We start from the raw sequence: 22,878 nt of genomic DNA on the forward strand, positions 1-22,878 counted from the left end.
TAAATTAATATAGCACCTATTATTATTAATTTATTTAACTATACATATCTCCCTCCTTAAATTTTTTATATATATTGTTAATCATTTCGTTTACATTATCATTATAAGCTTCTATTCATGTAAGCGCCTTCTTTTACTTATTCATTTATATCAATATTATTATTTTTATACTCACCCTTTATAAGCACTGAAATAAAAAGTTAAAAATTTAATTAATTATTTTAATCTTTTTCTAACAGTACTTTTTTAAATTATTTGAACCTATAAAATAATTTTAAAAAAATTTAAAAGCACTGAAATAATCAGCGCTTTAAGTAATGACTTCCTTTTATAAATCCAGTTTCTTTAGTTCTAATAATTAATTTATCATAGGATATTATTTATTAGCTTTGATATGCTCTACTAAAACTTCTGAATTTGCTGAAATTTCTTCGACTGTAGCAGATAATTCTTCTAAGCCTGCAGCTTGATTTGTAGAAATCCCCCCTAATTCATTTATTGTTTTAATAATAACTTTCATGCTCTGACTCATTTGATTTAGTGCTTCTGAAATTTTTTTAGAAGATTCAGCACTATTTAGTGCTAATTTTCTCATTTCACCAGCTACCACCGAAAAGCCTTTTCCATATTCGCCAGCCCTTGAAGATTCAATTGCTGCATTAAGACCAAGAAGATTAGACTGCCTTGCAATATTTTCAATTAACTTTATGGCTTCGCTGCCTTCATCAATTAATTTTTCTGTATTTTCTGTATTTTCAATCAAGAAATTTACTTTCTCTGACAAATGAACTGCTGAGTTTGCTATATCTGTTGTTGTTATTTTTGTTTCATCTAGTGAGTGCTTTAGATGTTCTGTAGCAGTTACAATTTCATCGTATTCCTCCATATCCATGCTTACACCAAACCAGCCAACAACCTCTTTTTCTTCATTAAATATTGGAGTTGCAATAGCCTTAAATGAAAATCCATAATGAGCCTTATCATATATGCTTGTAATGCTTTTTTTCCTTTTGTATATGTTTTCATTGATGCCATTTTTATTCATAACTTCATTATCTATAACTTTCCCCACATACATAGGTGATTTTGCTTTAGTCCCATCAAAAGCATATATACATTGTTCTTTATCACAAATATTTATTGCTGCATTTCCTTCAAATAACTCACTAATCACTGATGCCGCATAAATCATTTTTTCGAATGCCTTTTCCATTTTAATTAACCTTCCCTTCGTAATCCATATAGATTGAAACTTTCCTTAAGTACACTTTATCCAATCAAAAAATTAAACCAAACAAACTGAGCATATTTGTTACAACAGCTCAGTTTTAAGTAATTTTATTCAAGTATTATTAATCTATAAGCCTCTAAAACATACCATTATTATGAAAAACTTCATCTGGTATAATTTGTCTACTTATTCTCCATAACCTTTATATTTTTCAAGTAATTCTTTCTTATTGGGAATTTGTCCTGGTCCAACTGCTTTTGTTGAAATTTCAACTTGGTGCTCTAATTTACCAGCATAGAATAATCTTGAACGTTTTTGCTGAGCCTCACTAAAGTTTACTTTAATTTCACCATCAACTAAAGCTAAATCTCCGCTGATTCCACAAACTGGACATTCTACTACATTTTTATTATGAATTACAGTAAGCATATCACAGTGACATACTGGACATACTCCTTCGTCAGCACCTCTCCATTTCTTTCTTTCTTCTTCTGTTTCACACTTTATAGCATCTGCTATATTTTGTCCCATTACTACCATACGGTCCATTACTTCAGTGTTTCCAACAACATGTTCATGAGCCATTGCACCAAAATATTCATATTTATCTACAACATTAGTTCCCATTGATATTGTAAATTCGTACATAGATGGCATAGCAAATGATAACCAGTTTTGTGTCATTGCTCCACCAACAGTAATTAATGCACCTACTCTTGGCTTAAATGATCTTTCATCAGGTAATTTTTCTGCTGGCCTTCCAGCTGCTATTCCAGCTTTTTTGGCTTCTGTTCTAAATGCAAGGTCATGAGAAGGCCCTAGTCTATCACATACAGTTTTGAATTTACCTGTTGGCGCTAATACATATGTAGGTGATCCTACTATTACAGCATCACATTCCATTAATGCTTCATCTATAATATGCATGTCATCTTTTAACACACAGTTTCCATTTCCACCTTGCAATAAACTTCCTACACAAGCAATACAACCTGTACAATCTGCAATATTTAAACTATCAGCATGAATGTATTTTATTTCAGCTCCAGCTTTTTCACATTCCATTAATGCAGTTTTAATCATAACTTCAGTATTTCCCATCTTTCTTCCAAATGAAATACCTAATACTTTCTTTTTAGACATATATTACATTCTCCCTTTTCACACAAAAATAATTTTTTAAGCATTTTTATAATTAACCATCAATGCTCAATGGTCAAAATTAGAATTTTAAAATCTGATCATTGAGCATTTGTTATCTTAGATCTATTCTATAACAACTTTTCTAGTTCTTGTTCCTTCAAATGGTACAGGTATATATGCAACTCTTAGCACTGTTGTTAATTTAACATCATGTTCACCCTTAGAAAGTCCGCCTTCTCTTTCAACAAAAACAGTAGCTTCTTCTCCGTATTCCCATCTATAAGTAGTAACTGTTTCCATTTCATCCAAAGTGAAGTAATCTTCTCCGTTTGGACTAAATTTAATGCTTTCTCTTGGTACTTCTACCCCATCTACTTCAACTCTTACATCATGTACCATAGATACAGGTACTCCTCTGTAGTAAGTAATTAATGTCTTCATTTGGAAGCCATCGATTTTTCCATCTTTATTTAATACATTTTTACAACTATTTTCACTAAATACGTAATTATCAAACATGCTGCTTTCCTCCTATCTTCCTAGCTCATCTATATATTTCTGTAACATTTCTTGATGCATTCTTACTTGTTCAAGTTCTTTAACTTCTGCACCTTCAAGAGTAAATCTATTACCTTCATATTCAGTTGAAATATATCCATCATATCCTTTTTCATCTAAATATTTAATAAATTCATCATATGGAATTGAATATTCTATGCCTTCTTCAGTCATTTCATATACTTTTCCATGAATGTGTTTTACATATGGCATATGTTCATCTAAAATGCTGAAATCACTTGATTCATATCCATCACAGAACAATGTATACATATGATCAAGTTCTGTTTTACATAAATCTAATAATTCTTTAGGCCTTCCACCATGTTTTGTAAAGAATTGCTTTGGATCAGTTCCTTGTGCAAAAATATCATCAACATATTTAATAACGTCTTCATTTACACCTAAGCTTCTGAAATAATTTGTTGCTACTCTTGGATGTCTTCTGCAGAAGATTCCAGCATCAACAACTATTCCTAAGTATGGTGATTTTGTTTTATGAATTACATCAATAAATGCTTTAGTCATAGGATTATCAAAACTCATACCACCATGAATTTCTAAAGCTAAAGTTACATCATACTTTTCTGCATAAGGTAATGCTGGTTCTATGATTTCTGGAGGAGTTTTTGATACAAGTCTAACTAACTTAAACCCTAAACGATGAGCTAATTTTATTTCTTCAATTAAAGCATCTGTTGATTCCTTAGTAGTTAAAGTTCTATTTTTATAAAGGCAAGTATTTATAAATATATCATTACAAACTGGTTTAACTTTATATTCAGCCATAAGCCTATCCCATTCTTTTAATGTTTCTTCTGATGGATGAGGAGTTCCTTTAAGCATTTGATCGCTTATGAATTCCATTTCAGCTCCCATTTCTTTTAAGAATTTGAATATATCTCCTAACTTCATTTTTCCTCTAGCATATTGATCTTGTAAGCTATAAAAACTTACTGAACGTTTAATATTTGACATAAACTATCTTCCTTTCTTTTATCTATTTCATTTTCTAATGTTTAAACACTGTAATATATAAAATCTAATGATTTTGTTATCAAACTGAAATTTTTCAATCAATTAAGAGTTCAAGGTTAAGAGTTAAGATTTCTTGACTCTTAACTTATCAGCTATAAATGCAATTAATTGGAAATCATACCCTTAATTATTAAATATACTATTACTCAAAGTCTATTGATCTGCCTGTTGCTGCTGATTCTCTAACTGCTTCCATTACAGCAAGTACTCTTCTTACTTCTGGTATCTTAACTAATAACTCTTCTTTTCCTTCAAGTGCCTTTAAGTAGTTTTCGAAGAACATAATATGAGCAACATCTACTTTTGGTAATTCTTCTGTAACTAATAATCCTTCTGGTGGTGGTCCAAAAGAACGAGTAGGACCTGAAGCTGTCATAGTTGTTTTCCCTGGAACATTTGTAAGAAGTCTTGTTGTTCTTGCAATTTTCCCTTCTGGCTCAAAACCATCACAGTACATACTGCCTGTATCTCCACCAATAAACCAATGTCTTTCAAACCACTTCGGCTTATCAGCTAAGAAATAAGTTCCAAGTTCAACTTCTCCAGTTATTCCATTTTCAAATCTAAATAAAATTTTAAAGTAATCATCTACCTCTTCATTTATAACATTTCTTAAATCAGCATATATTGTCTTTATTGGACTATCCACCATATAAAGCATTTGGTCTATTAAATGAACTCCCCAGTCATATAACATTCCGCCCCCATATTTTTTGAATACATGCCAATCATGCATGTTTCCATTAATTCCATATAACATTGATTGAATTGTAAATACTTTTCCTAATGCTTTTTGATCATATACTTCTTTTGCAGTTCTAAAATCTTCGTCAAATCTACGTTGTTGATGTACTGTAAATAATACTCCCGCATCTTTTACAGCTGCTATCATTTCATCATATTCTGCTACACTCATAGCTGCTGGTTTTTCACAAATTATGTTTTTACCTGCTTTTGCTGCTTTTATTACAGCTTCTTTATGCACATGATTACTTATTGAAATTACCACAGTGTTTATTTCTTTAATTTCCAATAATTCGTCAACGCTAGTAGTCTTTATGACTCCTTCAGTAATTGCATCTGACATTTTTTCTTCATCTATATCACAAATTGCTACTACCTTTATATCTTCCATAGAATCAAACATTTTTTCATGAATATGACCCATAAATCCAAAGCCTATTATTCCAAAATTAACTTTCATTTTTAATTCCATCCTTTCTTTAAATAAAAATACTTTTGCAGAATTCTCTTTAAATCTGCTTTGTTTAGATTACAAAATTTCTTAAATATCTTGCTGATAAAATTGCTGACTTCTTGCATTCTTCTATTGAACCTTCAAAGGCTTTATCTTCAACTTCTATACATGTGTAACCTTTGTAACCTATGTCTGTTAGAGCAGAAACATATTTACCCCAATCTATGTCTCCAAGCCCTGGTAATTTAGGTGACATATATTGAAGTGGTGTAGCCATTATTCCTACATCATCTAATTTATCCTTGAAGATTTTTATATCCTTATAATGAACATGGAAGATTTTATCCTTAAATTCATATATTGGCTTAATATAATTAATGTGTTGCCATACAAAGTGAGATGGATCATAATTTAATCCAAAGTTATCACTATTAAGTATTTCAAATACTTTTCTCCAAATAGCTGGTGTTGTCATTAAGTTTTGTCCCCCTGGCCACTCATCATTAGTAAATAACATTGGACAATTTTCAATTGCTATCTTCACACCTTTTTCTTCAGCATATTTTACAATTGGAGGCCATACTTCTTTTACTACTTCTAAATTTTCTTCAACAGTTTTCTTTGGATCTCTTCCTAAGAATGTTGTTATCATACTTACGCCAAGCTTATTGCTTCCATCTATTAATTTGTAAAGATGTTCAACATATACTTTTCTTTTTTCTAAATCTGGGTCCATTGTATTTGGATAATATCCAAGAGCTGATATTTCAATGCCTTTTTCTTTACAATAATTTTTAATATATGTGACTTTATCTTCGCTTAAATCTGCTACATCAATATGAGATACCCCAGCATATCTTCTTTCCGCTTTACCTTTTGGCCAACAGCAAACTTCTAGACATTCTAAATTATTTTCAGCTGCAAAATCAACTAATTCTTCAAAGGTTAAATCTCCTAAAATAGCACTGTTTAATCCTAATTTCATAATATACATCTCCTTTAACTTAATTTATATAAATCTACATATCTTTTAGAAATTTTTTAATACATATTCTTTTCACATGCTTATTGTACCTTTTTTAATATTGTAAACGCATTCTTTTAATTATCCATTTCTATCTTTAATGTTGTTTAAATCAATTATTTTTTTTTAAAAGAAAAGAAAAGTTAAGAAATCGAATCATATTTTTAACTTTTTCAATTATTATGCAATTCAACTTTCTTAGTTCTCTATTTTTTACTATTTCAGTGATTTTTTGAACTAATATACCCACCATTTGTTACTGAATAATATTTCTCTTTATGCGGAAACATATATGTTGCAATTATTACCTAGCATTGACCACTGATAATTCAACCACGGAGGCTATAAAATGAAATTATTAAAAAAAGCTATTACATTTTTAATTACACTCTCTGTAGCAATAAACAATATTCAATATACATCTTTAGCCAATACAAATTTTTATCGGCAGAATGAAATTAATGCTGGGATCTTGTTATACAGTTTTGAAGATTTATATATGAATAACCTAAAGCAAAATTTAGAGAGGTTTCAAAAGACTAAAAATAATGTTAATTTCACTTTTTTTAGTTCTAACGATAATCAAGCTACACAAAATGAAATTTTAGATTCATTATTTACACACGATTATAATCTTCTAATGTTATACTTAATTTATCCAACAAAAGATCAATTAACAGATATTATTAATAAAGCTAAACAAAAAAATATTTCTTTAATATTTTTTGATATTGATCCATCAGAGGTAATTCGTAATTCATATGATAAAATTGCTTTTTTCATAACTGATTCCAAGAAGCTAGGTAGTTTGCAAGGAGAAATTCTTGCAAATGAATGGAATGAAAATAAGGCAATTTTAGATAAAAATAATGATGATATACTACAATATATCCTATTGAAAGGCACAACTAATTCTGATGTATCCACAGAACGTTCAAATTCAGTAATTGAAAAACTTAAAGACTCTGGAATAAATCTACGAGAACTAGCTACTGTAGATGCTTTTTGGGATAAGGACTTTGCTGAAAGTGCAACTGACTCTCTATACTTAAAATATGATGGCACAATAGAAGCAATAATTTCAAATAATGACGCTATGGCAATTGGAGCTGTTGCCTCCCTTCAAAAACATGGATATAACAAGGGAGATCCTTCAAAATATATTTCCGTCGTCGGTATAGACGGTTTAAAAGAAGCAAAAGAATTGGTTGATAAAGGTATGATGACTGGCACTGTTAACCAGGATTTAGATATTTTAGCGGACTCATTGTATAGTGTAGGTACAAATCTAATTTATAATGCAGATTCACTTAAAAACGTCCCCTATAAATTAGTTAATGGCAAAATTGTAGTTACCCTGCCTTATTCTATATATACTAAAACAATAAAAGAATAAGCTGATGCAATACTAACTCTGTCAGTTTTGCATCAGCCTCAACTTATTTATACTTATTCTACTTTAAGTGAAACATTGTCAATACACACTTTTGTTAATGCAGGATTGCTTGTGTTCCCAAAACAAAATTTTAGTTGAGCAACGTCATCCTTAGGCATTGTAAATTTTATAATTACATGTTTCTTATCTGGTGTAAGTGCCACTGTTTCTTCCGCATATGAATGATACGTAGCATTTTCCTGAATCTCAGCCACTATATCTCTAGCTTCATCAGACCAAGCATCAAATTCTAAAACATACTTTTCACCATTGGATAAATTTATATTATCACTAAATAACATCACATCCCAAGCTGCTGACGTACCTAATGCTGTGACATCAATAGCTGCTGCTTTATCTGCATCTCCTGTTATACTAAAAGTTGCTGCAGCCGGAGTTGTAGCAAAATGTCCCCAATTGCCAAATTCTGAAGTAAAATCTCCGTTGGCAATAAGATTATCATGATTTATTGTTCCTGCTGCTGCTTTTATAGTTTGACTTACTTCTGTATCATCAAAACCATTGGCCTTTACAACAATATTATAATCACCTTTTTCAGTAAATACACTCTTATCCAAGGTTATTTTACCATCTGCTACTGTATATAAGCTTTTATCAACATCATTTCCATTTTCACTTATTTTGCTGATTGAGTCTTTCCAGCCATTGTCTCCACCTGCATAAGCAATATTAATATCATTTCCAATTGTATTGTTTGTATTGTCTGGTACTAATGTTGCTGGCATTTTAACCAGTGCATCTTTTACTTTAAGTGAGACATTATCAATATATACTTTTGTTAATTTAGGATTACTTGTATTACCAAATAAGAATTTCAATTGTGTCGTATCATCTTTAGGCATTGTAAAATTTAAAATTACATGCTGTTTATCCGGTTTAAGTGCTAAGGTTTTTGAAGCATAAGAAGTATAATTAGCATTTTCCTCAATCTTTGCTACAATATCTCTAGTTTCATCAGCCCAAGCATCAAATTCTAAAGTATAGTTTACTCCTTTTGATAATTTCATATCATCACTATATAACATTACATTCCAATTTTCTGTGCCCAAAACTTTAACATCAATAGCTGCTGCTTTATCTGCATCATCTGTTATGCTAAAATCTGCTTTTGAACCAGCTTGATTATCAAGAGTTTGCCAATAATTATATCCTAAACTAAAATCTCCATTTTTAATTGGATATAAATCCACACCATCGTAATTTACATTGTTATTTGTTGTTCTTATAAGTTTAATATCATCAATAAAAACTTTACCATCAGCATTTCCCATTAAAAATTCTGTAATCGAATTTGTATCAGTTTTTCCTTCTGGCATAGTAAATTCATATTCATATTCTTGATCTGTAGTTGTTAAATTAAATGTATTTTGTGAATATGTTTGTCCATCTTTTGATACAAATTTTACATCCATTGTTCTGTCTTTAGATGCATGCGCTTTAAATGTAAGTTTATATACATCGCTTTGTAGCAAGTTAGTTCCTGTTTGAGATAATATAACACCATTTTTATCTCCTGCAACTGGTATTGTTACTTCAGCTTGTTCTTTATCCTTTTCGCTTTTAAATGTAGCACCTTCACCTTTAAAATCCCAGAAACCTACTCTATTATCTCCTAAATTAAAGCTTCCATTATAAATATGATTGCCATTTTCTAATGGCTCTTTTGCTGTACTAGCATTGTCCTCTACATCTGCATCAGCTTCTGTTACTTCTACATCATTAAGATGAATATTAATATCATTAGTTAATCCAAGATTGAATTCTAGTCTACCATGTACATTAGGAGTATCTTTCATTACAAATGAGTATTCATATTCTTTTTCTTCATTTGTAAGATTAACTTTAAATGCATCTGAATATTTCTTCCAACCTCTATCTGAACCACCACCAAATTGTGCTTCTACGGTTGCTGCTTTATCTGCTTTTGCTTTAAATTTTAATGTATATTTTTTATTAAGCCTTAATGGAACATGATCAATTAACTGTACCGAGTAATTTTTATCTCCTCCATTATCTATATTCAAATCTAATCCATCACCTGAATTATTAAATGTAGCTTTTCCTACACCAGCAGTTAAGAAGTTCCAATTATCAAAAGAAAGTTCCCCATCTGTAGAATTTTTTATATTTTTGAACTTAGGATCAATAATGTAGCTTCCATTACTTAAAGGAGTTCTTGCACCTTTTATTGGTCCAGCATAAGTTGCTGGATTATCATGTACTGGATATTCACCATTCAAATCATATACTCTTACATAATCTACTTTCATTTGTGCAGATTTAAAGGAATCATCTGGTTGTAAACCACCATCATAATCTCCTCCTACTGCCATATTTAAAATAATATGAAAATTTCTATCAAATGGAGCTGGGTAAGCATATGGAGCTGGTTCATTAGCTCCTTGACTAAACCAATTATTAGCAGTGTAATATAATTCTCCATCAACATACCATCTAATTTCTCCTGGATCCCACTCTACAGAATAAATATGCTTACCAGTAATATCTTTTCCTGCTGGGAATGTATAATGACTACCACTAGATGTGTTATTAGGCCATTCCTTACCAAAATGAATTGTTCCCCAAACATTATTAAGAACTCTTCCTTTTGCCTCCATAATATCTATTTCTCCACCGGCAGCCCATCTACCATATATATTATTATCATCTGGTAACATCCAAAATGCTGGCCATAGTCCTTGACCTTCTGGCATAGTAATAGCAGCTTCTATTTTTCCATAAGTCTTACTATATTTACCCAAGGTTCTGATTCTGGCTGACGAATATTTATATTCTTTATCACCATATTTAATTGGCGTTTCTTCTTTTCTTGCTTCTATAATAAGGTTTCCATCTTCAACTTTCGTATTCTTATCAGTATAGAATTCTTTTTCATTATTTCCCCAATCTACTGCATTATATTCAGTACCATTTCCATATTGATAACTCCATTTATTAGTATCTAAGTTATCCCCATTAAATTCATCGCTCCACACCATTTTCCACTTATCCTGTTCTTGATTAGCATTTCCAACATTTGATCCTGAATTACCAGAGGATGCATTTCCCGATGACGATCTATTTGACGATGATTTTTTAGTTGCTGTACTACTTAGTAAAGTCTCAGTATTTGCTGGTTTATCAGCTTGTTTAGTAACAGTAGCTCCTTTGCCATCAAATGCTTTAGACACCTTTGGTATTTCTCCAATAGCATCTCCATTATTACTAAAGTTATATTCTTTATTATCTATCATAACTTTACCAGTTTGCATTGCTCCTGATGATGCAAGAGAATATACTTTTCCATCAACTTCAACTATACCAGTTTGCATTGCCCCTGATGTATTTGTAAAATACCAAGTCCCTTTATCATTTATCCAACCTGTTTTCATTGCTCCTGACCCATCGGCAAAATACCAAGCTCCTCTGTCATTTATCCAACCTGTTTTCATTGCTCCTGTTGTATCTGTAAAGTACCAGGTTCCACTATCATTTATCCAACCAGTTCTCATTACTCCTGATGAATCAAAATTATACCAAATTCCATCTATTAACTTCCAATTTGTTGCTAATTCATTATTATCTATATAACTCCAAGTACCATTTTCCGACAACTGCTTCCATTCAGCACTTGCACCACTTGATAAGATTGCTGGGATTATGCTTGTTGCAACTACTGCAGCTATAACTTTTCTCAATTTAACTTTCTTCATCTATGATAATTCTCCTTCGTACTTTTTTGTGTTTTCATTAATTGCTTATGATTACTCGCTTATAAATTTTAATTTAAAAATTCATAATTTGTCATACTTCAAAACCAGCTTTCTATAGCTAACCATATATTTCTACTGAGGATCATACGCTGCCCAATCATAATATGCATTAATTGGAGTTACTCCATTATAAGCACCTAACCATGAATCTACACCTGTTCCTGGCCATAAATTCATCATGATTTTACCAGGATGTGATGGAATATTTTTAGTTGCTCTATAAACTTCTTTTCCGTCTACTAACCATGCAATATACGTTGGTTGCCAGTTAAATGCATAAGTATGAAAACTAGAAGATGCATCAAATCCTAAATTGTAAAGATACTCATGATTTCCTACACCATTTGTATAATAGTTGAATTGTACCTTTGTAGTATCTTTACCTAAAAATTCAATATCAATTTCATCCCAAGGAGTACCATCTGTTGGTCCGGTATAGGTAAAGAACGAGGAAACTATTCCTGTATTTTTGGCTGGCTTCATTCTTACTTGGTAAAGCCCATATCTATAGGTATCCTTTGAACGATATTCTCCACCTGCATATGGCTTAGCTCCCCCTTGAGTATCTTTATTAAGAGTAAGATTCATAACTCCGTTGCTGAAATTAACATTGCTAGATCTCCACGTACAATTAAACATTGCATCATTGGACCAGCCATCTGATTTTGTCCAAGCTGTTGTATTGTAAGAATTAAAAGCCTCACCAAAGTGTGTTGTAGTCAATGCATAAGCTGTTGTTTGACTTAAAGTTCCTACTAAGAAAGTACCTACTAGAATTCCTAATGCTGCAATTTTTAATTTTTTCATTTTCATACATTTATCCTCCTAAAAATTAAATTACTAACAAAATTTGTATTTAAACATTATTTATCCTTTAACAGATCCTGCGGTCATACCACTAATAAACTTTTTTGAGATAATATTTTTTCTTCACTTTTTTCCCCCCTCTTATTTCTTTTGACACCTTTATGATATATTAAAATAACGTTTACTAGAATGGTACAAAATTACGATAACCTATTAAAAAATTACTAATTTTAAACATTTACATAAAAAAAATCAAAAAAGAAGAGATCCTTATTCAGAATCTCTCCTTTATTTTAAATATTACATTTTTTATATTCAGCTGGAGTATAACCTGTATACTTTTTGAAAAGCTTACCAAAATATGCTGTTTCCTTATATCCAAGCATATCACTAACCTCGTAAACTTTATAATTATACTTCTTTAATAATATTTTGGCTCGTTCCATCTTTGCTTTTGTTGTATATTCTAAAAAATTTTCTCCTGTTTGCTGTTTAAATATTGAACATAAATAGTTCTTACTTATATTAAAATTATTTGCTATAGCTGTTAATGTAATATCCTCATCTATATGAGTAAGTACATATTCACAAGCTCTTTGAACTATATTATCACCCTGATTTAGGTTGTATTCCTTTATAATCAATATTAGTTTATTTATATTACCAATTAATTGTTTCTCAATATTCTCCAGTGTTTCAACTCCTAAAAATCCAATGTTTGTTATTTGGCTTAAATCATATATATCTTCTAAAAAACTATATTTTTTAAGCACATTATTATAAATATTGTACACTACTTGAGTAAACGCAATATTTATGCTAAAAATATCAAAATTCAACATACTTGCTATTTCACCAACTAGTTCTCGAAGCATATTTAAAGAATCATCTCTCCCTATAAGTATTGAATTTATTAATGCCTTTTCCTTTTCAATTGGATAAACAAAATTTTTCTTTCTTATTTCTGCTAATTCGGTTAATTGAATTAGTTTATTAGTTCCAAGCACATATTTGTATTTTAATGCCTCTTTAGCATTTAAATAACTTTTGTAAATACTATATAATTGATTATAAGCATTTCCAACCCCAATATTTAATTTTATCTGGTAGTTTTCACTGCTAATTTTAAGTATGTTCTTTAAAACTGCAACAAACTTTTGATTAAAATCGGATAGCTCAATATCTTTTTCCATTTGTACAAGAATAATTTTTTTACCAAAATCTCCATCTAACACAGAAAAATATTCTATATCACTCTTTTTCAATTCTTTCTCTATTAAATCATTAACCTTATTATTTAAATAACTCCATTCGTCGTTTTCAGTTAAATCTTCACTGCTTATAATAATTTCATTAATCTCAACAATTGCAACTTGAACTTTACCTTTAACTAAAGGAAGATTATACTGCGAAATATATTCATCAATAAGCATTAAATTTTTTCCCCTTAATAAGTCATATAAAATTTTTTCTCCCGAAATAATTTTATTTACATTATATTCATGATCCTTTTTTTCTTTCATTGCCAATTTATCATAAGCATTAATTAATATGTTTTTCAGTTTTTGAGCATCTAATGGTTTTAATATATAATCAAAGGCCCCAAGTCTTATCCCCTCTTGTGCATATGAAAATTCATCATAGCCACTTAATAATAGTACTAAAGTATCTAATCCATTTTCTCTAATTTTTCTTAATAACTCAATTCCTGTTATTTTATGCATCTTTATATCTGATATAATAAAATCTATGTTATATTCTTTAATTAGTTCAAGTGCATCTTCTCCATCTCGTGCTTCACAAGCTATCTTAAAACCATATTCCTCCCAGTTAATTATTTTTTTTAATCCTTTTCTGATAATTGGTTCATCATCTACTATCATTACTGAATACAAACTTTTCCCCCCTTTAAAATTCTTATTTACTTAATACTTCTAATGGATTATCTATAGAATTTGGAAGCTTAAGTGTTATTTGTGTATAACCCCCTTCGTGAGTTTCAATCATAATACCATATTGTTTACCGTAAAAAAGCTTTATTCTATCACTAACATTTTTAAGTCCAAGACCATATTTTTTATCTATATTTTCGTTTATATGATTCTGTAACTCCTGAACTTTGTTTATATCCATTCCCTTTCCATCATCTTTCACATTTAAATATAAATATTCTTCATCAATAGCAACAGATATGGAAATAATACCATTTTCACTCATTAATTTTTCTGAAATACCATGCTTCACTGCATTTTCCACTAAGGGTTGAATAGTCAATTTTAATATTTTTCTGCCTAGAAATTCCGGCTCAATATTAATATTTAAAATTATTTCAAAATCATATCTTAGAGTCATTAATGATATATAATTTTTAATATGACTTATTTCTTCACTCAGTGGGACAAACTCGCTATTCCATTTCATGTTATATCTCATCATATCACCTAAAGCCGCTAAACAATCAGATACCATGTAATTTTCTTCAACTAATGCCATCATCCTAATATTCTCAAGAGTATTATATAGAAAATGTGAATCTATTTGAGTTTTTAATGCTTTTAGTTCTGCTTCTTTGGTTATTATTTCTTTATTCACGCTCTCCTTAATCAATATATCTATAGTTTTCATCATTTGCCTAAAATTATGGGCAAGCACTCCAACTTCATCATTACCATAAACCTCTATACTTGGCATTAAATCTCCAGTTCTTACCTGTTTAACTGCAGAAATTATTTTGTATAATCTTTTTAGAATAGTTTTAGTTGCAAAAAATACTACTACTGATAGAAATATCAGCAAAAAAATTGAACTCCAAATAACAAGATATTTAGAATTTTTTATTTCTTGAGAAATGTTATTTAATGGGATAACACTTATTAAGTAATTGTTTGGAATAGGTGACTCTTTGTACAGTATAATATAATCTTCACTACCTTGATTATAATTCACTTCTCCTTTTTCATGTTCCAATTTATCTTTAATAAATTCCTGAAACTTTTTATTATCGAAATTAAATTTTTTAAGCAGTGTACTATTTTCACTTGTTTTTATATCCATATTTTCTTTATTTACTAATAATATTTGTCCACTTTTCAACTCATCTTTTTCGTACATTTTTTGAAAAAAATCCTTGGAATCCATAGTTACCCTGCAAATACCATAATACTTATCACTTGAATAAGTAATCCTTTTATTAATAGAAACTACTACATCTTTTGATTCATCATTTAAAGTTGATTTAACCAAAATATCATTATCATAATGATTAATATTCCAATATTCTGAACCATTTTTTTTAATAACTTTTTTATACCATTGATTATCCATAATTCTGTCTATTTTATAAAAAGTAGGCCAAATTTCACTTATATTAGAATTACTAGTAAATATATTTATTTGTTTAATTGTTGGATTACTATTTTGCAGATTAATTAATTGCTTATAGGTTGTTTCTTTAAACTCAATTAGTTCTTTTGCTTCTTGATTATCAACTCCCTGTAAATATCCTATTACTTGATTATCAGATTCTATAGTCTTAATTATATTTCTCATTATATAAACATTCTTTTCAACACTATCATATTCAGTGCTGAGATCATAATTAGCTCTATTTACTGCATCATGTTTTGCATTCTCTGAAAGGGAACTAAATATATATAAAGAAAATATTACTATCGGAATACCAATAATGAATATATACATGGTAATTAATTTTTTTATTAAACTTTGATCACTTAATGTTTGCTTAATTTTTTCCCACGAAATAACAGCTTTATTCTTCATTTAAGCAACTCCTATTTTAATTCATCTAACTACATTTAGCTTCTTCTTATTTTCCTCATATTTTTGTTGAGCATATTTTTGTATCTTATCCCAACCTTGTTCTTTTCTATATGAGATAAATTCATTTAGTAGTTTATCAAATTCATTCTCGTTCTTAGCAATAAGCAGATTCTTTAATGTATTTCCCCATTTTTTGTTTATTCTCACAAAAGCTATTCCTTCCTCATTATCTCCATACGGATAAATGTTATCAAATAAGGAATAATTATACGTCTTCCCCTTAGCCCAGTCACTTATTATACTTAGTGGCTTCTCTTTTTCTGGCATCCATTTCTGTATTAAGTCACCATCTGACAGCATCCAATAGGTATTTGCCGCACCATATTTATTATCAAAAGCTATTCTATCTTTGTTTAGCAAATCTACTACTTCTGGTTTAAACTGTTCCTTTCCATTAATTACATCCCAAGTTAATCCTTTTATTCCCAAATACAAATCTTTATTTCCTTCTTCACTAATTAAATAACTTAAAAAATTTATAGCTCTCTTTGGATCTTTACAGGTCTTTGAAATCAAGGTAACTGTCCATCCAGAAATACTATCTCCTGCTAGTTTAGGCTGATCTAACCTAGAGTTTGAAGGCCCATCTATAGCCATATATACTTTATTCTTATCTCTAGAGTATAATTCCAGTTGCTGAGCTGACATGTCAGAGCTTTGATAGAGCATTGCAAAATATCTTCCTTCTGTTATCTTTTCTTCTATCTGAGCTCTTTTATCAACAAAAATTTCCTTCGATAGCAATCCTCTTTCATTAGCTTCTCTTAAAGTTTTTAACCATCCTATATATTCTTTATCTATATTTTTATCATATACTTTTCCATTCTCTTCTCTAGGAACATCTAAAAAATTAGGCAAAATACTATCTAAAGAAAGATTTCCATAATCATTGAACTCATGAAAGCCTATAGGTATCAATTCATGGCCATCAACTTTCGAAAATTCTTTTTTTGCCCTTTCAAGGGCACTTAAAAAACCTTGTGGTGTTCTCATATCAGGTTTTCCTAAAGCTTCATATATATCTTTCCTAACTAAAAATGTTTGATTTGATGGCTTTTCTTCTTTGTAATCACTAAAATCAGTTACTGGACTTGAAAAGTTTGGATAGCAATATACATTTCCATCGCTTTCTCTATACCATTCCAATTTTTGTTTATCTGCAGCTCTCATAAAATATGCATCATATTGCTCTGATATCTTATCAAGCGGTAATGCTAAACCGCTCTGAATTATCCTTTTATATCCATAATCTTGTGAACTTAATGTAATAAAATCTGGCAATTTACCAGTTTCAATCATAGAATTTAATTTTTCTGTCTCATCACCGCTTGGAGTTATTAAGTTTAAACTAACACCAGTTTTCTCAGAAACATATTTTGAAACAGGATTTGTCCCCCATTTAGTTTGAAACCAAGAAAAATCAATATACCAATCAAAAGTTATGGGTGTTATATCCATATTTTGTCCTTCTTCACCATAGGTATTATTAACTGTACTCTCTATTTTTTTATCAAATAGAAAACATGCTGTAAGAAACATAGACATTGCAGCTAAGGCTATAATTCCTCTATAAACCTTTACATTTTGCTTTCTCATATATAATCCCCCCCTTTTGTGGTATAAAAATATTGCTAAACGGTAATTTAAAACTTCATTTTAAAATTATACTTTTTTAAAAATTATAAGTCAATTTCTTAATATCCTATTAACTCCTCTATATTATTTCCATAAAAAATAATAAAACCACTATTAGCAATTTATGATTACTTATAGTGATTTTATTATTTTAAACTAAATATCTTTTATAACTATTAAATTACTTTAAATCCATCTATCTTATCTACTAATCTTTCTACTGATTTGTCCAATTGAACTGCTACGCCTGAGACTTCTTCAATAGATGCAACCATTTCTTCTGCTGATGCTGATATTTCTTCTGTTGAAGCAGAAACCTCTTCTGCAACAGAGGCCACACCTTCTACTTTGCCTACAACTATATCTTTGGCTTTGATTGCATTTTTAACTGAATTATATGTTTCATCAACAACAGGTGTAATATCTTGAACAGACTTCAATATAGTGTCAAAAGATTCAATTGTTTTTTCAATAACTTGAGCCTGCTCACTAATTAGATCATTCATTCCATTCGAAGTAACAATAACTTCTTTTGTTTCTCCACTAACTAAATTTATTAGGTTCATTATTTCTGAAGCTGATTTACTGGATTCTTCAGCTAATTTTCTTACTTCATCTGCAACTACTGCAAAGCCTTTTCCTTGTTCTCCTGCTCTTGCTGCTTCAATAGCTGCGTTCAAAGCTAAAAGATTAGTTTGCTCTGATATTTCATTAATAGAATCCGTTATTTTGCCTATTTCACTTACAGTGCTGCCTAAGCCATTAATCTTATTAGTAACAAGTGTAAATGACTGTTTAACATCATTAACTGATTTAGTTAATGACCCAATAAAATTTTTACCTAAAACAGCTTTATCTTCAGCTTTTTTGCTACTTATATTAACGTTCGAAATTTTATCATGAATATCATTTAATTCATCATTAAACATATCTAATTGTTTAGTTATATCTAATAGCTGGCGAGTTTGATCCATTGCTCCATTGGCTATTTCTCCAATAGCTGTAGAAACTTCATTTGCAGCTACTGACATTTCTTTAGAATTATTTGTTAATGTATTTGATAAATCACTGACCTCTCCACTGCTTTCTTTAACTCCAGATATTGAAAATCTCAATTTTTCCATAGTATTATTTATTTTAGTTCCCATGATGCCAACTTCATCATTGCTTTTAACTTCAATCTTAGTTGTAAAATCGCCTTCATCAATAAATCCCATGGCCTTAACAACACTATTAATACTATTTGTAAATCTTTTCGACATTATTACTGCAAAAATAACTGAAATAATCAAAGCTATTAAAACTATAATTCCCATTAAACTAATAACTTCTTTTGATGTTCCCATAAGTTCAGCTGTTGGTATAACAGATAAATAAATTAATCCTATATCATTATTGTTGTCGTATGCGACTATTTTTTTTATTCCATTATATTCATATTCACCAATTCCAGATTTTTTGCTTAATACTTCCTTAGAAATACCTATATCTAAAAAATTCTTTTGAAATATTTCATCCTTATTAGGATGTAAAGCAGTTGTTCCATCTTCTTGTATTGCAAAAATATATCCTGATGATCCAATCTTAATATTAGTAACATATTTATCTGATATCTTTTCTAAATCCACAGAATATATTACATATCCAATTATTTGCTTATCATTATTTAGAATTGGAACACAAATTGCAACTATTGCTCTTCCTGTACTATTACTCGCTCTAACACTAGAAACTACTAAGTTTTTTGTTTCTTTAACTTTTGCCAAATAATCAGGCATTGGTGATTTGTCTTTGTCAACTCCTTTTTTCAGAGCATCTGTTAAACGTCTTTCGTCTCCACTAATAACTATTATGTTTGCAAAAACTCCATATCTCTTTAACTGGTCTCCAAAACTATTTGATACCTGTTCCTTCAATTCTTCAGATGTAGTGTTATTAAAATACTGTATTAGGGTAGGATCTTTTTGGGAATCCAAAGCTAAATTTTTTAACATTTCTATGGTACCATTCATAGATTGTTCTGAAACTAACAATTCTTCATTTAGTCTAGAGTAAGCTTCCTTTTTATTTGAGTTTTGAACAATTGAACTAACTATAATTCCTGAGATAATCAATGGTACTATTGCAAAAATTGTAAATAAAATAATAAATTTGTTTTTTAATTTCATATTTCCCCCTCCTGCTTCTTTTTTCCTTTTATACCTTTGTTACAATTGTACTATATGTATGTATACGCTATCAATAATATTAAATATTTACCAGCTTTATTAAACAAAAATATAATAAAATTAAATTTTATTCAAAAATAAAGTAAATAAAAAATAACACCTATATGAATTTATTTAAAAAATATTATTAATCCATATAAGTATTATCTTAACTATTACTTAAATTTTAAAAGATAGACTAATATAATGATGCAATTAGAAATCACTATTCCTTACCATATTATAGAGCATTCCTTCTTTTAAAGCATTGCTATTACCACCTAATGCATCTACCAATGCATAAGCAAAAGGTAAGGTTGTAGCTGGTCCCCTGCTAGTGATTAAATGATCATCTATCGCAACTATATCTTCAACATAGTTAGCTTCCTTAAACAAAGCAGTATATTTTTCACCAGGGTATGAAGTTATTGTACGACCTTTTACAATTCCTGCTTTCTCCAAAACCATTGGTGCTGCACAAATAGCTGCAACAAACTTTTCAGGTACTTTATCAAAATATTTAACTAATTCAATTACTCTTTCATCATCTCTTAAATTAGTTGCTCCAGGTAATCCCCCAGGTAAAACAATCATGTCATATTCTTTAATTTCATCACTTATAATTTTATCAGTTTTAACAATAATATCATGAGAACCTCTAACCATTTCTTTTTCTATGCTTACAGAATCACAATGGAATCCAGCCCTTTTTAAAATATCAATAACAAATAGTGATTCCCCCTCTTCAAATCCATCTGCTAAAAAAACTGCTATTTTTTTCATTTTCATCTTCCTCTCTTTTAATAAATTACTTTCTAATTTTATTACAATATGTTGCCTAACTTAATCTATATAGTTGAATCTATTCATTTACCTTCTGAACCTATGATAGCAGTATATTGTGGAGATACTTATAATTATAATAATAATTCTATTAAAATTTCGGAACTTGAAGATAAACCCTTATTGATAAGCTCTAAATTTAAAAATATGTTATTTGAAGCATGTGAAAAATATAATTTCGAACCTAGAATTCTTTGCGAAATTAATGATGCACGCTCACTCCTATTATGGGCTAGTAGTGGAATGGGTATAGCTATAGTTCCTAAAGATTGGATTGACATTTCCAAAAATATCAATTTAAAATATAACGAGATAAATGAGCCATCTTTAGTAACACGTTCTGAGATTATATGGACTAAAGACAAATACCTATCTTCTGTTGCTAAACACTTTCTAGATGAATTTTGTAGATAATCTTTGTCAGAATAGCACAATTATAATTTTTACTACAGTATTTACCACTGGATACAGTTAAAATTAGAGGCCATATTAAAATGGCCTCTAAATACTTTTAATTTTATTGTACTAAAATTAATTTTCTATTATGTGGTGCACTGCTAAGTAGCGTGTCCATAGCCGGTGGAAAATATGAAGAACTATATTGATAAGTTAATTCAATATCATGAGTTCCTGGCTTTAAACCGCCTTCTTTTCTAACTGTAAGGGTTGCTGGTTCTAAAAGACCCCAATGAACATCTCCTAATTTAAGTATCTCCTCTTGTTCATAAGTCACACCACTTATAGTCCATGTAACTTGATCTCCTGAAAAAGTTTCTCCATCTACTGTAATAGTAGCGGGACGTAACTGCGAAAGCCAAAGTCCTCTGTAATATAGTGATCTAATATTAAATTGAAAGCCAGTAATTTTTCCCTGATTCTCAACATTTCTAAAACCTCTTGATTGTATACATTCTCTATCTAGCATGCTTTTTCTCCTTTCTCTATTCTCCTAGTAATTTCTTCATCATTATATGCTGTCTTCTTACCTGTATAGAAGGATATCCAGCCTTTTTGGCATATGGTCCTTCGTACTCACTTAACATATACCCATCCCATTTTTGTTCTATTAAAGTATTTATGATTTTTTCATAAGGTATTACAACTTCCTCACACTCTTCTGACATCTTTACAAATTTTGCATGACAGCAATATACATATGGAAGTAATGGAATAATCTCTTCTACTTCACTATGATTACCTGGTGGTTGTACCCAATCCCCTGGTCCATATTCACTTGCATCTAAATACTTAGTTTGGAATACACCAAAATCAATGTTCAAACCAAAATATTTAGTACCTGTTTCCTCAATAAATTCAACAAATTCTTTAACCATTTTAGAATTTAAAAGAGTAGGAGCATGAATTTCAGGACACATACGAACATTATATTTTTCAGCTAAAGGCAACGCCATTTTTATAAACTCTCTCCAATTTGTTACTGGTGTTAAATCATCATCAATAACCCCTAACTTAGTACGAAGAACAGTGAATCCTAATCTATTAGCAATTTTAAAATCTCGTTCTAACATAACAAGAGATTCCTCAGATGTAAGTTCTCTACCCATATACAAACGAGAATCTACCCAATGCCCGTATTCAACAGGTACAATATCATATTCTATAATAAGTCTATCCCATTTTTGAAACCAATCCTCACTATGGTTTGGGTAACCTTCTATATGAGAATTTGCTAAAATTTCTAATCCCCTTGCACCCATATCCTTCATCTCAGCAAACATATCTTCTAAATCCATAGAAACACCATAATCTCCATTATAGCTATACAATGATACGCCTCTTTTTGGTCTTCCTTGTTTTTCAAGCTTATTATCCATATTATAAAATTCCTCCTTTTTGTAATCTCTTATTTTAAACTTCTATTAATCAATTATTAAAGTTAAATATAATTGATTTTTGTTATAATTTTTAATTTTTAGCACACCATTATTGTACTCTTTTCAATATTGTAAACGCATTCTATTATTTATTCACTTCTATTAGCAAACCCGATTATTTTTCATCTTCTATCATACAAATTTAAATAATATTAAGATTTCAATGTGAAATCCTAATCACTTTTATTAATAGTTAACCAAAGTTCTTATAAATTATCCAGCCACATTTA

At 29.7% G+C, this 22,878-nt stretch carries 17 protein-coding genes; 2 read left to right on the top strand and 15 right to left on the bottom strand.

Translation table 11 applies throughout. From position 1 onward, the window contains the following. Window positions 1–376 precede the first annotated feature (376 nt). From CSPA_RS20800 to CSPA_RS20825, 6 genes are all read right to left on the bottom strand, one after another. A complete protein-coding gene (locus tag CSPA_RS20800; RefSeq protein ID WP_015394349.1) occupies window positions 377–1,213 on the bottom strand; it encodes a methyl-accepting chemotaxis protein in 837 nt (278 codons plus the stop codon). Window positions 1,214–1,417: 204 nt separating this feature from the next. Continuing rightward, window positions 1,418–2,374 (bottom strand): flavodoxin family protein, encoded by a 957-nt coding sequence (locus tag CSPA_RS20805; protein ID WP_015394350.1) that lies wholly within the window; start codon window positions 2,372–2,374, stop codon window positions 1,418–1,420. A gap of 123 nt (window positions 2,375–2,497) precedes the next feature. After that, complete coding sequence (locus CSPA_RS20810) at window positions 2,498–2,893, bottom strand: C-glycoside deglycosidase beta subunit domain-containing protein (protein ID WP_015394351.1); 396 nt, start codon at window positions 2,891–2,893, stop codon at window positions 2,498–2,500. 12 nt (window positions 2,894–2,905) lie between these two features. Then, window positions 2,906–3,910: a sugar phosphate isomerase/epimerase family protein gene (locus tag CSPA_RS20815; protein WP_015394352.1), complete on the bottom strand. Its 1,005-nt coding sequence runs from the start codon at window positions 3,908–3,910 to the stop codon at window positions 2,906–2,908. A 202-nt stretch (window positions 3,911–4,112) separates the two neighbouring features. Continuing rightward, window positions 4,113–5,174: a Gfo/Idh/MocA family protein gene (locus CSPA_RS20820; RefSeq protein WP_015394353.1), complete on the bottom strand. Its 1,062-nt coding sequence runs from the start codon at window positions 5,172–5,174 to the stop codon at window positions 4,113–4,115. Window positions 5,175–5,238: 64 nt separating this feature from the next. Then, entirely contained in the window at window positions 5,239–6,153 is a 915-nt protein-coding gene (locus CSPA_RS20825) for a sugar phosphate isomerase/epimerase family protein (RefSeq protein WP_015394354.1), read from the bottom strand. A gap of 388 nt (window positions 6,154–6,541) precedes the next feature. On the opposite strand from CSPA_RS20825, the gene CSPA_RS20830 reads away from it, so the two are divergent. Beyond that, window positions 6,542–7,588, top strand: a complete 1,047-nt coding sequence (locus CSPA_RS20830) for a galactose ABC transporter substrate-binding protein (protein WP_015394355.1) — start codon at window positions 6,542–6,544, stop codon at window positions 7,586–7,588. Window positions 7,589–7,641: 53 nt separating this feature from the next. Here CSPA_RS20830 and CSPA_RS20835 read toward each other — a convergent pair whose 3' ends face one another. The 7 genes from CSPA_RS20835 to CSPA_RS20865 form a co-directional block, all read right to left on the bottom strand. Beyond that, complete coding sequence (locus CSPA_RS20835; RefSeq protein ID WP_015394356.1) at window positions 7,642–11,361, bottom strand: carbohydrate binding domain-containing protein; 3,720 nt, start codon at window positions 11,359–11,361, stop codon at window positions 7,642–7,644. 132 nt (window positions 11,362–11,493) lie between these two features. Continuing rightward, the gene (gene bglS / locus CSPA_RS20840) at window positions 11,494–12,234 is read right to left on the bottom strand and encodes a beta-glucanase (protein WP_015394357.1); all 741 of its coding nucleotides are present in this window, start codon (window positions 12,232–12,234) and stop codon (window positions 11,494–11,496) included. Window positions 12,235–12,521: 287 nt separating this feature from the next. Next, the gene (locus CSPA_RS20845; protein ID WP_015394358.1) at window positions 12,522–14,123 is read right to left on the bottom strand and encodes a response regulator; all 1,602 of its coding nucleotides are present in this window, start codon (window positions 14,121–14,123) and stop codon (window positions 12,522–12,524) included. 22 nt (window positions 14,124–14,145) lie between these two features. After that, window positions 14,146–16,008, bottom strand: coding sequence for a sensor histidine kinase (locus tag CSPA_RS20850; protein ID WP_015394359.1), 1,863 nt, complete (start codon window positions 16,006–16,008; stop codon window positions 14,146–14,148). 21 nt (window positions 16,009–16,029) lie between these two features. Then, window positions 16,030–17,664 carry an extracellular solute-binding protein gene (locus CSPA_RS20855; protein ID WP_015394360.1) on the bottom strand — a complete coding sequence of 545 codons (1,635 nt, stop codon included), beginning with the start codon at window positions 17,662–17,664 and terminating at the stop codon, window positions 16,030–16,032. A gap of 215 nt (window positions 17,665–17,879) precedes the next feature. After that, a complete protein-coding gene (locus CSPA_RS20860; RefSeq protein WP_015394361.1) occupies window positions 17,880–19,871 on the bottom strand; it encodes a methyl-accepting chemotaxis protein in 1,992 nt (663 codons plus the stop codon). Window positions 19,872–20,126: 255 nt separating this feature from the next. Then, a complete protein-coding gene (locus CSPA_RS20865) occupies window positions 20,127–20,693 on the bottom strand; it encodes a DJ-1 family glyoxalase III (protein WP_015394362.1) in 567 nt (188 codons plus the stop codon). 48 nt (window positions 20,694–20,741) lie between these two features. Between CSPA_RS20865 and CSPA_RS20870 the strand changes: the two genes are divergently transcribed. Next, complete coding sequence (locus CSPA_RS20870) at window positions 20,742–21,167, top strand: LysR family transcriptional regulator substrate-binding protein (protein ID WP_015394363.1); 426 nt, start codon at window positions 20,742–20,744, stop codon at window positions 21,165–21,167. A gap of 103 nt (window positions 21,168–21,270) precedes the next feature. On the opposite strand, the gene CSPA_RS20875 is transcribed toward CSPA_RS20870, so the two are convergent. Both CSPA_RS20875 and CSPA_RS20880 read right to left on the bottom strand, forming a co-directional pair. Next, complete coding sequence (locus tag CSPA_RS20875; RefSeq protein ID WP_015394364.1) at window positions 21,271–21,678, bottom strand: C-glycoside deglycosidase beta subunit domain-containing protein; 408 nt, start codon at window positions 21,676–21,678, stop codon at window positions 21,271–21,273. Between the two features lie 16 nt (window positions 21,679–21,694). After that, on the bottom strand, window positions 21,695–22,588 hold the full coding sequence (locus tag CSPA_RS20880; RefSeq protein WP_015394365.1) for a sugar phosphate isomerase/epimerase family protein: 894 nt from the start codon (window positions 22,586–22,588) through the stop codon (window positions 21,695–21,697). Window positions 22,589–22,878: the final 290 nt, after the last annotated feature.

The sequence above is a fragment of the Clostridium saccharoperbutylacetonicum N1-4(HMT) genome, from assembly GCF_000340885.1.
Classification (GTDB): Bacteria; Bacillota; Clostridia; order Clostridiales; family Clostridiaceae; genus Clostridium; species Clostridium saccharoperbutylacetonicum.